13 protein-coding genes are annotated in these 13,819 nt (G+C 67.8%); 2 read left to right on the top strand and 11 right to left on the bottom strand.

The features are described from left to right. Positions 1–39 precede the first annotated feature (39 nt). Entirely contained in the window at positions 40–927 is an 888-nt protein-coding gene (locus tag MKD38_RS16545) for a LysR substrate-binding domain-containing protein (protein WP_252678337.1), read from the top strand. Positions 928–958: 31 nt separating this feature from the next. Here MKD38_RS16545 and MKD38_RS16550 read toward each other — a convergent pair whose 3' ends face one another. From MKD38_RS16550 to MKD38_RS16570, 5 genes are read right to left on the bottom strand one after another with little or no spacing between them, the layout of a single operon-like run. After that, positions 959–2,689, bottom strand: a complete 1,731-nt coding sequence (locus MKD38_RS16550; RefSeq protein WP_252678339.1) for an acetyl/propionyl/methylcrotonyl-CoA carboxylase subunit alpha — start codon at positions 2,687–2,689, stop codon at positions 959–961. Next, positions 2,686–4,356 carry a 5-oxoprolinase subunit B/C family protein gene (locus MKD38_RS16555; protein ID WP_252678342.1) on the bottom strand — a complete coding sequence of 557 codons (1,671 nt, stop codon included), beginning with the start codon at positions 4,354–4,356 and terminating at the stop codon, positions 2,686–2,688. Before MKD38_RS16555 ends, MKD38_RS16550 begins: the two co-directional genes overlap by 4 nt. A gap of 27 nt (positions 4,357–4,383) precedes the next feature. Further along, positions 4,384–5,202 (bottom strand): putative hydro-lyase, encoded by an 819-nt coding sequence (locus MKD38_RS16560; protein WP_252678344.1) that lies wholly within the window; start codon positions 5,200–5,202, stop codon positions 4,384–4,386. A gap of 20 nt (positions 5,203–5,222) precedes the next feature. Next, entirely contained in the window at positions 5,223–5,321 is a 99-nt protein-coding gene (locus tag MKD38_RS16565; protein ID WP_501985976.1) for a LamB/YcsF family protein, read from the bottom strand. Between the two features lie 4 nt (positions 5,322–5,325). Continuing rightward, positions 5,326–6,612: an MFS transporter gene (locus MKD38_RS16570; RefSeq protein ID WP_252678346.1), complete on the bottom strand. Its 1,287-nt coding sequence runs from the start codon at positions 6,610–6,612 to the stop codon at positions 5,326–5,328. A gap of 330 nt (positions 6,613–6,942) precedes the next feature. Here MKD38_RS16570 and MKD38_RS16575 point away from each other — a divergent pair, with 330 nt between their 5' ends. Beyond that, complete coding sequence (locus tag MKD38_RS16575) at positions 6,943–7,611, top strand: GntR family transcriptional regulator (protein ID WP_252678348.1); 669 nt, start codon at positions 6,943–6,945, stop codon at positions 7,609–7,611. 43 nt (positions 7,612–7,654) lie between these two features. Here MKD38_RS16575 and MKD38_RS16580 read toward each other — a convergent pair whose 3' ends face one another. From MKD38_RS16580 to MKD38_RS16605, 6 genes are read right to left on the bottom strand one after another with little or no spacing between them, the layout of a single operon-like run. Continuing rightward, positions 7,655–9,145: a M81 family metallopeptidase gene (locus MKD38_RS16580; RefSeq protein ID WP_252678350.1), complete on the bottom strand. Its 1,491-nt coding sequence runs from the start codon at positions 9,143–9,145 to the stop codon at positions 7,655–7,657. 19 nt (positions 9,146–9,164) lie between these two features. After that, positions 9,165–10,448: a Zn-dependent hydrolase gene (locus MKD38_RS16585; RefSeq protein ID WP_252678352.1), complete on the bottom strand. Its 1,284-nt coding sequence runs from the start codon at positions 10,446–10,448 to the stop codon at positions 9,165–9,167. Between the two features lie 15 nt (positions 10,449–10,463). Continuing rightward, complete coding sequence (locus tag MKD38_RS16590) at positions 10,464–11,168, bottom strand: ABC transporter ATP-binding protein (protein WP_252678354.1); 705 nt, start codon at positions 11,166–11,168, stop codon at positions 10,464–10,466. Then, the gene (locus tag MKD38_RS16595) at positions 11,165–11,941 is read right to left on the bottom strand and encodes an ABC transporter ATP-binding protein (RefSeq protein WP_252678356.1); all 777 of its coding nucleotides are present in this window, start codon (positions 11,939–11,941) and stop codon (positions 11,165–11,167) included. Before MKD38_RS16595 ends, MKD38_RS16590 begins: the two co-directional genes overlap by 4 nt. After that, entirely contained in the window at positions 11,938–12,933 is a 996-nt protein-coding gene (locus MKD38_RS16600; RefSeq protein ID WP_252678358.1) for a branched-chain amino acid ABC transporter permease, read from the bottom strand. Before MKD38_RS16600 ends, MKD38_RS16595 begins: the two co-directional genes overlap by 4 nt. Next, positions 12,933–13,790, bottom strand: a complete 858-nt coding sequence (locus MKD38_RS16605; protein ID WP_252678360.1) for a branched-chain amino acid ABC transporter permease — start codon at positions 13,788–13,790, stop codon at positions 12,933–12,935. Before MKD38_RS16605 ends, MKD38_RS16600 begins: the two co-directional genes overlap by 1 nt. Positions 13,791–13,819 lie beyond the last annotated feature (29 nt).

Here is a 13,819-nt window from a genome sequence, read left to right on the forward strand (position 1 = left end):
GACTTGTTTTGCCAGCACCTGTGAGGCAAGATCACAGCCATGATCCGCAGGCTCCCCTCGATGCAAGTGCTGCAGGCCTTTGCCGCCACCGCGCGCACCGGCAGCATGACGCGCGCGGCCGATGCGCTGTGCGTGACGCATGGCGCCATCAGCCGGCATATCCGTGCGCTGGAGTCACAGCTGGGCTGCACCCTGTTCCTGCGCGCCGGCCGGCAGCTGGAGCTGACCGCCACCGGCCGTGAACTCGCCGACGACCTCGATCGCGCCCTGCGCGCGGTGGAGCTGTCACTGGCCGGCGCGGCCGAGCGCCGCGCGCGCGAGCGCCAGTCGCTGCATGTCAATGTCAGCCCCGAACTGGCCGGCGCCTGGCTGGTGCCCAGGCTGCCGCAGTTGCGCGAGGCGCTTCCCGGCCTGGACCTGTCCATCGCCGCCAGCACCGGGGACCCCGACTTTGCCCGATCCGACCTCGACGTCAGCCTGCGCTACGGCCCCGCGCCCTTCACTGGCTACCAGTGCCTGAAGCTGCTGGACGACGACATCATCGTGGTTTGCAGCCCCGGCTTCGCCCAGCGGCATGCCGGCATGACCGCGGCCGATGCGGCGCACCTGCCGCGGCTGCGGCACGCGCGTTTCCGCTGGTCGCAGTGGGGCGCCGCCGCGGGCGTGGTACTGGACGAGCCCGAGGACGGCATCGTGTTCGACTGCCGCGCGCTGCTGATCGAAGCCGCGGCCAGCGGGATGGGGTTGGCCCTTACGCGGGGCTTGCTGGCGCGCGAGGCCATCGCCGCGGGCCGGCTGGTGCGGCCGCTGGCGGACAGTTTTCCGGCCAGCCATAACTGCTACATCGTCTGGCGTGGGGATAATCCCAAGCAGCGGTTGATCCGGGGCTTTGCGGAGTGGTTGCGGGAGGTGGCTTTGCGGGGGTGAGAGGGATCACCGGTCTTGTGATGGACTGAAGTCACTCGATATTTGCCAGCCGCGTCCCCGCCGCCAGGAAGGTGCCCGCGGCCGCCTGCCACGTTACGCGGCCGGCGCGATGCGCGTGGACCTGCATCTCCATCTTCATCGCCTCCATCACGGCGATCAGGTCGCCTTCGTTGACCTCATCGCCGACTGCCACCTTCCAGGCCTGCACGGTGCCGGCGATCGGGGACGGCAGATCGGCGGCGTTGGTGGCTGCCGCCTGCGCCGGTGTCGTGGCACTGTCCTGCGCCGGCGCCTCGGCCAGGCCGCGCAGCAGTTGCGCCGGCAGGCCGAGCACCATGCGACGGCCGTCGATCTCGATGGCGGTGCGCAGCAGGCTGCCATCGTGCCGGGGCTCGGCGCGTGCGGCCGCTGCCAGCGGCTCGGCGAAGTCGGACTCGATCCAGCGCGTGTGCACCTTGAAGCCATCCGCGCCGAGGAAATCGGCGTGGTCGATCACGGCACGGTGGAACGGCAGCACCGACGCCACGCCTTCGATGCGGAACTCGCGCAGCGCGCGGCGCGCGCGTGCCAGCGCCTGTGCGCGCGTCGCGCCGGTCACGATCAGCTTGGCCATCAGCGAATCGAACGTGCCAGGCACCACCGAGCCCGATTGCACACCCGAATCCACGCGCACGCCGGGCCCAGACGGGGCGTCGAAGCGCTGCACCGGGCCTGGCGTGGGAAGAAAGCCGCGGCCCACGTCTTCTGCGTTGATGCGGAACTCGATCGAATGGCCCAGCGGTACCGGCGTTTCGGTGATCGACAGCGGCAGGCCGTCAGCCACGCGCAGTTGCTCGATCACCAGGTCAACGCCCGTGGTCTGCTCGGTCACGGGGTGTTCGACCTGCAGCCGGGTGTTGACCTCCAGGAAGGAGATCGCACCGCCGGTGCTGAGCAGGAATTCGACGGTGCCGGCGCTGGTATAGCCGGCGGCGGCGCAGATGTCGCGCGCGGCGGCGTGGATGCGCGAGCGCTGCGCGTCGCTCAGGAATGGTGCCGGCGCTTCTTCCACCAGCTTCTGGTTGCGACGCTGCAGCGAGCAGTCGCGCGTGCCCAGCACCACCACATTGCCATGCATATCGGCCAGCACCTGCGCTTCGATATGGCGCGGCTTGTCGAGGAACTGCTCAACGAAACACTCGCCGCGGCCAAAGGCCGTGACCGCCTCGCGCACGGCCGAGGCGTACAGCTCCTCCACCTCATCCATGCGCCAGGCGATCTTCATGCCGCGGCCGCCGCCGCCGAAGGCGGCCTTGATGATGATCGGCAGGCCGTGCTTGTCGGCAAAGGCCAGTACCTCGTTGGCGTCCGTGACCGGGTCGGGCGTGCCGGCGACCAGCGGGGCGCCGACCTGCAAAGCGATCTTGCGCGCTTCCACCTTGTCGCCGAGCCGGGCGATCGTCTCCGGCGACGGGCCGATCCAGATCAGACCGGCATCGATCACCGCCCGGGCAAAGGCTTCGCTTTCCGACAGGAAGCCGTAGCCGGGATGCACGGCATCGGCACCGCTGCGGCGCGCGATATCGAGCAGCCTGGGGATGTTCAGGTAGGTGTCCGCCGGGCGCTCGCCGTCCAGCCCGTAAGCCTCGTCGGCCAGGCGCGCATGCAGCGCGTCGATATCGGCGTTGGCATAGACGGCGACGGATCCCACGCCATAGTCGGCGCAGGCGCGGATGATGCGGACGGCGATCTCGCCGCGGTTGGCAATCAGGACTTTCTTCATCGCAAATCTCGGTTGGTGTGCGCGCTCAGGCGCGCAGACGGCTGCAGTTCAGTCGAGTTCAGTTCTGCGAAGGCGCCGATCGGGTTGAAGCGCAGCCAGGCGCCCACCGGGATCTGGCCAGCGCGGTCCAGGTGGTGGGGTGCCACCGCGCCGATCACGGGATAGCCGCCGGTCAGCGGGTGGTCGGCCAGGAACAGCACGGGCTGGCCGCTGGGCGGCACCTGCAGCGCGCCGAGGGCGGTGCCCTCGCTGGGCAATTCGCCGGGGATGGCGCGCTCCAGCGGCATTTCGCCGGCCAGGCGCAAACCCACGCGGTTGGACTGCGGCGTGACCTGCCAGCGCTGCGCGGCGAAGCGCGCCACGGACTCGCGCGTGAACCAGTCGGTGCGGGGACCCAGCACTACGTCGAGCACCACCTCCTGTTCGATGTTGGGAAGGTCGGGGGCGGGCTGCGTTGGCATGCCGACCACGGCGCCCGCCGGCGCGGGCAACAGGCCCAGCACGTCGCCCACTTTCAGCGGGGCGGGGCCGACGTTGGCCAGTGTGTCGGTGGCGCAGCTGCCCAGCACCGGCGCAACGGCAAAGCCGCCGCGTGCCGCCACATAGCAACGGGCGCCGGCAACGGGCTGGCCGATGCTCAGTGTGTCGCCAGCGGCGAGCGCCACGGCCTGGTGGCTCGGGACGCTCCATTGCCGGCCATCGGTAGTGCGCACCGTCAGCGGTGCATCGGCGCCGGTGACCGCCAGCACGGTTTCGCCGTGGCTCTGCAGTTGCAGGCCGCCGCCCACGGTCTCGAGCGCGGCGCCGTCGCTGCGGTTGCCCACCAGCCGGTTGGCTGTCTTGAGGGCCGCCTGGTCCATCGCGCCCGAGGCCGAGACGCCCTGCCCGGCCTGGCCGTGGCGGCCCAGATCCTGGAACACGGTCAGCAATCCCGTCCCCTTCACCTTCAGGGCGGCGGCGCCGCGCGCAGCGCTTGGGTGGCTGCCGAGATCGGCCGCCGGGGAAACATCGGGCACCGTCCCGCCAACGCTGGCGGTATCGAACGCGCCATCGAGCGTGGCGATCTCGACAAAACGCACGCGATAGCCGGGTTGCAGCAGCGCGGGCTGTTCGCGGCCCAGGTCCCACATTGCCACCGGGGTAATGCCGATGATCTGCCAGCCGCCGGGGCTGGCCTGCGGATACACACCGCTGAAGGTACCGGCCAGGCCCACGGCGCCGGCCGGAATGCGCGTGCGTGGCGTGCTTCGGCGCGGCACGTCGAGGCTGGGGTGGCCGCCGCTCAGGTAGGCAAAGCCGGGAGCAAAGCCGGTAAAGGCAACGGTGTACTCGCTGCCGGCGTGGCGGCGCACCACTTCGTCGGGCGTAATGCCCAACAGGTGCGCAACCTCGGCCAGGTCCTCGCCGTCGTAACGCACCGGGATCTCGACCAGCACGCTGCTGCGCTCGACGCGCTGCGACAGGTCGCGCGCGGCGATGGACCGCACCAGCGCGGCGGCGCTGGTGGCCGACGGGCGGAAGTGGACGAGGATCGTGCGTGCGGCAGGCACCAACTCGTCCACGCCGCAAAGGGGATCGCGCTGCAGCGAGGCCAGCAAGGCCAGGGTCTGGTCCAGGTCGGCCAGCTCCACCAGCAGCGCATTAGAGGTAACGGGCAGGAAACGCAAAACGAGCTCCGCAGTGACCCGGCGGTCTTAAACGTGATACGCGCTGTCAGGCACGTCGGTGATTAACATGTGGCCCGGCGCATGGGTCACGGCAAACGGCACGCCGGACGCCATCACGGCCGCCTGGGGCGTGACGCCGCAGGCCCAGAACACCGGGATCTCGCCCGGCTCGATCCGTACCGCGTCGCCGAAGTCGGGCTTGGCGATATCGGCAATGCCCAGTGCGGCCGGATCGCCGACATGGACCGGCGCGCCGTGTACCGACGGGAAGCGCGCGGTGATGCAAACCGCGTCGGCAACCCGATGCGCGGGGATGGGCCGCATGGACACCACCATCTCGCCATGCAGGCGGCCAGCGGGCCGGCACTGGCGGTTGGTGCGGTACATCGGCACGTTGCAGCCGTCGGCGATATGCCGCACCTCGATGCCGGCCTCTTGCAGCGGCGTTTCAAAGGTGAAGCTGCAGCCGATCAGGAAGGTGACCAGGTCCGGCTGCGCGGACCACAGCGCCGTGGCATCCGCCACTTCCTCCGCCAGCTTGCCGTCGCGCCAGACGCGATACAACGGAATATCGGTGCGCAGGTCAGCCCCCTGCGCGAGCGCGGTCTGGTATGCGCCTGCCTCGGTCACGTCGAGCACGGGACAAGCCTTCGGGTTGCGCTGCGCGTACAGCAGAAAGTCCCAGGCCCAGTCGCGCGGCAACGCGATCATGTTGGTTTGCGTCATGCCCGGCGCAATGCCGGCGGTGGGCTGCACCGTGCCGGCGCGATAGCTAGCGCGCGCTGCGCGGGCGGCACGGATGGCGTCCGCGGCGGCCGTGGCGCGCTCCGGTGCGGAAGCTTGCATGTTGTGTTTCTCCAGTGATTTCAGGTGGCGCTGCTGCCAATATCCAGCATGGGGGCATCGTTGCCCATGCTCCATGCGCTGAAGCTCTCGCCCAGGTCGCCGTTGAGGTCGACCTGCATGATGTCAGGCTACCGTGCGCGAAGTTGCCGCGTCAGCCGGTTCATCAGTGCCAGGCTCGGCTTCGCCGAGCAGTTCGCGCCCCTGCGTTTCCGGCAACAGCAGGCAGGCGACAACGACCAGCCCATAGGAGCCGGCGGCGAGATAACCGATGGCGACGCCCAGCGACATCGTCGCGCTCATATGTCCGATCATGGCCGGGAACACAGAGCCGACCGCGCGGCCGAAGTTGTAGGAAAAACCTTGGCCGGAACCGCGGATATGGCTCGGATAGAGCTCCGTCAGGTAAGCCCCCATGCCCGAGAAGATGCCCGACAGGAAGAAGCCCAGCGGGAAGCCCAGCAGCAGCATCGCCGCGTCGGTGATCGGCAGCTGCGTATAGCAGATCACGAGGCTGGCCGCGCTCACCGCGAACAGCATGAAGCAACGCCGGCGCCCCAGATGGTCGGACAGCCAGGCGCTGGTGAGGTAACCGGCGAAGGAGCCCGCGATCAGCACCATCAGGTAGCCGCTGGTGTTGAGCACGGACAGGTTGCGCTCCATCTTCAGGTAGGTGGGCAGCCACGTCGTTACCGAGTAGTAGGCACCTTGCATGCCGGTCGCCAGCAGGCTGGCCAGCACCGTGACGCGCAGCACGCCCGGCTTGAAGATCAGCATGAAGTTATTGCTTTGCCCGGTGCGTGCCAGCTTGGCCCTGGTTTCCTGATACACCGCGGGTTCGCTGATATTGCGGCGGATATAGAGGATAAAGATCGCCGGCAGCACGCCGGTCCAGAACAGTACGCGCCATGCGTATTGCTGGTCGAACGCCGCATAGATGGCCCAGAAGGCAATCGCCGACAGGCCCCAGCCGACGGCCCAGCTGCTTTGCACCAGACCCACGGCCTTGCCGCGGTGGCGCGCACGGATCATCTCGGCGATCAGTACCGAACCGACCGACCATTCGCCGCCGAACCCGAGGCCTTGCAGCATGCGGGTCACGAACAGCTGCTCCGGCGACTGGGTGAATCCGCTCAGGAAGGTAAAGAAGCTGAACCAGAGCACGGTCAGCTGCAGGATCCGCACGCGGCCGTATTTGTCGGCCAGGATGCCGGCCAGCCAGCCGCCGACGGCCGAGCTGATCAGCGCGCCCGTCGCGATGTAGCCAGCCTCGGCCTTGGTCATGCCCCACACCAGGATGAAGGTGGGAATCATGAAGGTGTAGATCATGTAGTCGAATGCATCGACGCCATAGCCGACGAAGGCGGCAAAGAGCGTCTTGCGCTCTGCCCGGGTTGTTTCTTTAAGCCACATGGTTTGCGCTCACTGGTAGGGATAAAGCGTGTACCAGGCTCATCGAGCCGTCGTCACGACGATGTTCCGGTAGCGAGCGGTAACACTAACCAGCGGCGCTGCTTCCCAGCGCTGTTTAGCAAAATGCATGCCGTGTTGATATATCTGCACGCATCACTCAACCACCTTGAACACATTGTTGAACAATATTTTGACTGGATCGATCGTGGTATACACCTAAGCCAGCGGGGAAGGCGAGGTTGGCACCAATCATGTGTATATTGTTCAACAAAGTGCGCTAACATCCTGGCCCAGGGCATCCCGGTACCAGCCGGCCCCATTCAAGCCAACATGACCACCAGTACTGACATAAGAAATTTGGCCGAGCGGGTCACGGAACAGATGCGCCAGCGCATCGTGCGTGGCGACTTCGCGCCGGGGCAGCGCTTGTCGGAAGCGGCGCTAAGCGAAAGCCTGCAGATCTCGCGCAATACCTTGCGGGAAACCTTTCGCGTGCTGACCAAGGAAGGATTGCTCAAGCACGAGCCCAACCGCGGGGTATCCGTGGCGATTCCGAGCATCGCGGCCATCATCGATATCTACCGCGTGCGCCGCATGATCGAATGCCAGGCGATTGCCCAGGCCTACCCCAGCCATCCGGCCAGGAAGCACATGCGCGAAGCGGTGGAAATGGGACTGCGCTGCCGCGACAACGGCGACTGGCAAGGGGCCGGCACCGCCAATATGGAATTCCACATGGCCATCGTGGAACTGGCCGACAGCGAGCGGCTGAACGTGATGTTCTCCCACCTGCTGGCCGAACTGCGCCTGGCTTTCGGCTTGCTGCAGGATCCGGAATTCCTGCATGGCCCTTATGTCGAGATGAACCAGCACATCCTGCAGTTGTTCGAATCGGGCAAGCTGGCGGAGTGCGCCGCGGCCCTTAACGACTACCTGGTGCAGTCCGAACGGATCGTGCTGTCGGTTTGCGCGCGGCACCCGATTTTCAAGGGGCGTTGAGCGCTGTCGCGCAAACTCGCGAAAAGCTTCCCCCCAAGCCCTCCTATCCCACCCAGGCTGCCGTATCGTCCAGCGGATAAACCGGCCTTTTGACCCGCCGGAACGGAAACCGCTCATAGCGCGAACTGGTAACCCCCTCCCCGTCGCACTCCACCACCGCTTTGGCAATCGGCACGAACACCGGCCGGCAGTACATGCGCGACTTCAGCAGCAGGAACCTGGCCCGATGCGGATCAACGCCGATATGGGTGAAGATCCCCAGGTCCCAGTGCTCTTGCGGGGTCTCGGTCACGATCACCTGCGCCGCGCCGATGTCGAGCAAGGCGGTGCGTCCCATGCGGACGCGTTGCCCGGTGTAGGTCGGTCCGGTGATGGTGTACTCGCCGTCGCTGATCGCCGCGACCGTGCCGGTCAGCGGCATGCTTTGCGGATAGACCTCCAGCTGGGGCAACGCCACCTTGTCGCCGACCGGCAGCGTGATGCGGGCGCCGACGCCGGCGTCGACCAGCGCCGCCACTGCCTCCGGGTCGCATACGGGCCCGACCGCGATGCCGGTCAGTCCTTGCGCCAGCGCTTCGTGCAGCACCGCCATGTTGTCGCAGGTGCCGCCGGACATGCAATTGTCGCCATGGTCGAGCAACAGTACCGGCCTCGCGTCAGCACTGCCGGCGCTGTCGGCAAGCTGTGCGGCGCGCGCGATGGAGCTGGCGAGCGGCTCCGCCTGGTAGGCAAAGGCATCGCGCTCGGACCACGCCTGCGCCGCGATCCGGCTGGCGACCTCGTCGGCCTTGGCCTGGTCGCCGTCGCCGACGACGATCACGCTCAGGCATGGCGCGGCGATATCGGCCAGGCCGAAGCCGGCCAGCACCGACACCGCCAGTATGCCGTCGCGCTCGGCCTCGCGCGCCAGCGCCACGGCGCGCAGCATGGCGCCTTCGTCGGTGCGGCTGCGCAAGGTGTGCGTGATCAGCGGCGGGCGCCGCCACGCCATCACCGGCCGCACGCGTCCCGCGATCATGTCGAGCAGCAGCCGGCCAGCGTGTGCGCCGGTTTCATACATGTCTACGTGGGGATAGGTCTTGAAGCTGACCGCGATGTCGGCATGGTCGACCAGCGTCTGCGTGATGTTGCCGTGCAGGTCAAGGGCAACCGCGAACGGCGCATGCGGCAGCACGCCGCGCAGGCGCCGCAGCAGGTCGCCTTCGCCGTCGTCGCTGTTTTCGGCCACCATCGCGCCATGCAGGTCGAGCATTACCGCATCGCAGCCGTGGGCCGCCGCGATGATGGTGTCGCACAGGTAGGTGTAGGCGTCGGCGGCGACGCGTCCGCTCGGGTTGGCGCCGGCGATCACCGGCACCACGATCTCGGCGCCGGCGGCCTCGGCCAGGTCGATGAAGGCGGCGGCGGCGGTGCGGGTGCCCCTGGCGGCGCGATAGGCGGCGTCGCCATAGGCCGGCGCGAACGCAGCCAGCGGCGTCGGCACCGGTGAAAAAGTGTTGGTCTCGTGGTTGAGTCGGGCAATCAGGATCTTCATCGGGCAGTCCGTTCCGGTGTCATGGCCGCGTGGCGGCATCGAGCATGGCGTGCAGCAGCACGTTGCAGCCGGCCTCGAGGTGCTCGGGCCGCGCGTCTTCGATTTCGTTGTGGCTGATGCCGTCCTTGCATGGCACGAAGATCATCGCCGCCGGGGCGACGCGGGCCAGGTAGACCGCGTCATGGCCGGCGCCGCTGATCACGTCCATGGCGGAATGGCCGAGCCGTTGCGCGCCGCCGCGCACGGCCTCGACCAGCCGCGCATCGAACGGCTGCGGCGGGAAGTACACCACCTGCTGCAGATCGATGGCGATGCCGCTGCGCGCCGCCAGCCCGGCAACCTGGGTACGCAGTGCCGCGTCCATCGCGGACAGCACCGTGTCGTCGCCGGCGCGCAGGTCCACCGTCATCGTCACCTTGCCGGGGATGACATTGCGCGAATCGGGATGCACGGCCAGGCAACCCACCGTGCCGCGGCCATGCGGCGGATGATCGAGTGCGATGCGGTTGACGATGCCGACCAGCTCGGACGCCGCCAGCAGCGCATCCTTGCGCAACGCCATCGGCGTGGGGCCCGCATGCGCTTCCATGCCGGCCAGCACCACGTCATACCAGCGCTGGCCGAGCGCGCCGGTGACCACGCCGATGGTGGTGTCGTTGGCCTCCAGCACCGGCCCCTGCTCGATATGCGCTTCAAAGTAGGCGCCGACCGGGCGCGCGCCGACCGGCTCGGGCCCGGCATAGCCGATGGCCTGCAGCGCCTGCCCGACGCTGATGCCGTCGCGGTCGCGCTGCTGCAGCACGTCCGCCAGCGCGAACTCGCCGATGAACGCGCCCGAGCCCATCATCACCGGCACGAAGCGCGAGCCTTCCTCGTTGGTCCAGACTGCGACCTCGAGCGGGGCATCGGTGACGATGCCGGCGTCGGCCAGCGTGCGCAGCACTTCGATGCCGGCGAACACGCCATAGTTGCCGTCGAACTTGCCGCCGGTCGGCTGGGTATCGATATGGCTGCCGGTCATCACCGGCGGCAGGGCATGGTCGCGGCCGGCGCGCCGCGCAAAGATATTGCCGAGGGCATCGACGCGGACCGTGCATCCGGCGGCTTTGGCTTCGGCAACAAAGAAGTCGCGGCCTTGCCGGTCCAGGTCGGTCAGCGCCAGCCGGCAAACGCCGCCCTTGGGCGTGGCGCCGATGGTGGACAGGCGCATCAGGGTGTCCCACAGGCGCTGGCCGTCGATGCGCAGGTCGGCGCGTGCGCCGGCACTCGCCGCTGCCGCGCGCGCTGCTTGCAATGTCGTCATGTCATTTCTCATGGTTCAGGCCGCCAGGCCGACGCCGAGATAGCGGTCCTTGACCGCCTCGTCGGCGCGGAACGCGTCGTTGCTGCCGGTGTAGACCACCCTGCCCTGCTCGATGATCACGTGGCGGTCGGCCAGCTGCGTGCAGACCTCGAGGTTCTGCTCGACCAGCAGGATCGGCACCCCGGCGGCCTTGATGACCTTGAGCTGCGCCACGATCTCTTCCACGATCACCGGGGCCAGCCCTTCGACCGGCTCGTCGAGCATCAGCAGGCGCGGATGGTTCATCATGGCGCGCCCGATCGCGAGCATCTGCTGTTCGCCGCCGGACAGCTGCGCACCGCCGTTGCCGCGCCGCTCGCGCAGGCGCGGGAAGATGCGGTAGATGTCCTGCAGCTGCCACGGCGAATCGCGGCGCGCGGCCAGCTTGAGATTCTCTTCCACCGTCAGCAGCTTGAAGATGCCGCGATGCTCGGGCACCAGGCACAGGCCTTCGGCGGCAATCCGGTGCGGCGCCATGCCGGCAACCTCCTTGCCGCGAAAGATCACGCGCCCGCCTTTGGGCTCGACCACGCCGGCGATGGCCTTGAGCGTGGTCGACTTGCCGGCGCCGTTGCGCCCCAGCAGCGTCACCAGCTCGCCTTCGCCGACCGCCAGCGACACGCCCTGCAGCACATGGCTCTTGCCGTAGTAGCCATGGATCTCCTGTACGTCGAGCATCATCCCTTGCCTCCGGTGATCATGTTGCCGAGATACGCGGCACGCACGCGCGGGTCGCCGCGCACGGCCGCGGGCGGCCCTTCCATCAGCACCTTGCCTTGCTGCATCACGGTGACGGTGTCCGAGATATCCATGACGATGTCCATGTTGTGTTCGATCAGCACGACGGTGTGGTCCTGCGCCAGCCCGCGGATCAGCCGCTTCATCGCGCCGAGGTCGTCCACGCCCATGCCCGAGGTCGGTTCGTCCAGGAAGATCGCGCGCGGCCGCGCCGCCAGCGCCATGCCGACTTCCAGGCGGCGTTGCTGACCGTGCGACAGCACGCCCGCCGCGCTGTCGGCGACGCGCGCCAGTTCCAGCCGTTCCAGCACCTGGTCGACCACCTCGCCGCAGGCGAGTTCGCCCACCGGCAGGCGCCATCCGCTCATGGCCTTGCGCGGCGACGTGCCCAGCGCTGCGAGGCGCAGATTCTCGCGCACCGGCAGGCTCGGGAACAGGCTGGTGACCTGGAACGAGCGCGCGATGCCGCGCTGCACGCGCTGGTAGTCGGCTTCGGCCGTGACGTCCTTGCCGTCGAAGACGATGCGGCCGGCGCTGACTTCCTTGGTTCCGGTCAGCATGTGGAACAGCGTGGTCTTGCCGGCGCCGTTGGGTCCGATCACCGAATGGATCGTGCCCGGCATCACGCGCAGGTCGACCCCGCCCAGCGCCATGAACTTGCCGTACTGCTTGACGATGCCGGTGGCTTCAAGAATCGGTGTGGTGGCGGTGCTCATGCGCGTTCCTCTTGCGTGACGGGGGCGCGGCGCACGCCGCGCAGGCGATCCCATAGCGTGGCGCCCAGCCCCCACAGCCCGCGCTGCATGAACAGGCTGACCGCGATCAGCAGGAAGCCGAGCAGCATCAGCCAGCGCGGCCACAGCGTCGACAGCCAGTCCGCCAGCAGCACATAGAAGGCGGCGCCCAGCACCGAGGCAAAGATGTTGCCAGTGCCGCCGATCACGGTCATCACCAGGATCATCTCGCTGGCGTGGTAGTCGATATTGGTCAGCGGCGCGATGCCGGTCAGCATCGCATGCAGCGCGCCGGCGAGCCCGGTCACCGCGCCCGAGACCATGAACGCCAGCAGCTTGAATGTCTTGACGTTGTAGCCGACCGCCAGCGCGCGCTCTTCGTTGTCGCGGATCGCCAGCAGCGTGCGGCCCAGCACCGACTCGGTCACGCGCAGTACCACCAGGAACACCGCCAGGAACAGTACCGCGACAAAGCCGTAGAACTGCCACGGCGACGCCAGCGGCACCAGCGCATGGCCAGCCACGGACAGCGGCGGACGCGGGATATCCAGCAGGCCGTTGTCGCCGCCGGTGATGCCGGGCGTGGTATAGGCAAGAAAGTAGAACATCTGCGCGAACGCCAGCGTCAGCATCACGAAGTAGGTGCCGCGCTGCCGGATCGCAAACCAGCCCACCAGCGCCGCGGCGGCCGCGCCGATCGCGATCGCCAGCAGCAGGGCCAGCGGCATTGGCAGGCTGGCGCGGGTCAGCGCCAACCCCACCGCATAGCTGCCCAACCCGAAGAAGATGCCCTGGCCGAACGAAAGCAGGCCGGTGTAGCCAAGCAGCAGGTTGCACGCCATCGCGGCCATCGCGTAGATCAGCACTTCGGTGGCAAGCGTGCCGGAGCGCATCGTCAGCGGCAGCAGCAGCGTGACGCCGAGTGCCAGCCACCAGAAGCGGTAGCGCAACAGCCATTGTCTTTGCATAGCCATCATCCCCTCCCCAGCAAGCCATGCGGACGCAGCAGCAGCACCGCGGCCATGGCGACATAGATCATCAGCCGCGCGCCTTCGGGCCACAGCGTGCTCATCAGGCTCTGCACCACGCCGACCAGCAAGCCCCCCACCAGCGCACCGGTGAAGCTGCCCATGCCGCCCACCACCACCACGATAAAGGCCACGCCCAGCGCCTCGACACCCATGAACGGCTCGGCGCCGCGGATCGGCGCGGCCAGCACGCCGGCGATCGCCGCGGTGGCGGCGCCGAGTGCAAACATCAGGCTGAACAGCCGGAACACATTGATGCCGAGCAGCGACACCATCTCGGTGGATTCGCTGCCCGCGCGCACCGCGCTGCCCAGGCGCGTACCTTCCAGCAGCCACCACAGCCCGATCGCCAGCAGGCCGGTGAAGCCGATCACGAACAACCGGTACTTGGGATAGATGAAGTCGCCCCACATCACCACGCCCTGCAGCGCATCCGGCGGCGGCACGTCGACGCCGAGCGGCCCCCAGCCGACGATGATGAGTTCCTGGATGGCCAGCGCCAGTCCCACCGTGACCAGGATGTGGAACTCGTGCGGCTGCGCGTAGACATGGCGCAGCATGACCTTCTCGGTCAGCCACGCCAGCGCGCCGATGATGATCGGAGCGAATACCAGCGCCACCCAGAAGTTCATGCCGATCTGCAGCGCCTGGAAGCAGAGGTAGGCACCCAGCGCATAGAAAGCGCCATGCGCGAAATTGACGAAGCGCAACAGGCCGAACACGATCGACAGCCCTACCGCCAGCAAGAAGTAGAGCATGCCTATGCCGACGCCGTTGATCACCTGCAACAGATAGACGTTCATGAGTCGTACGGATGTAGGAAGCCGCCATG

This window comes from Cupriavidus sp. WGlv3 (assembly GCF_023952475.1).
Lineage (GTDB): Bacteria > Pseudomonadota > Gammaproteobacteria > Burkholderiales > Burkholderiaceae > Cupriavidus > Cupriavidus phytorum.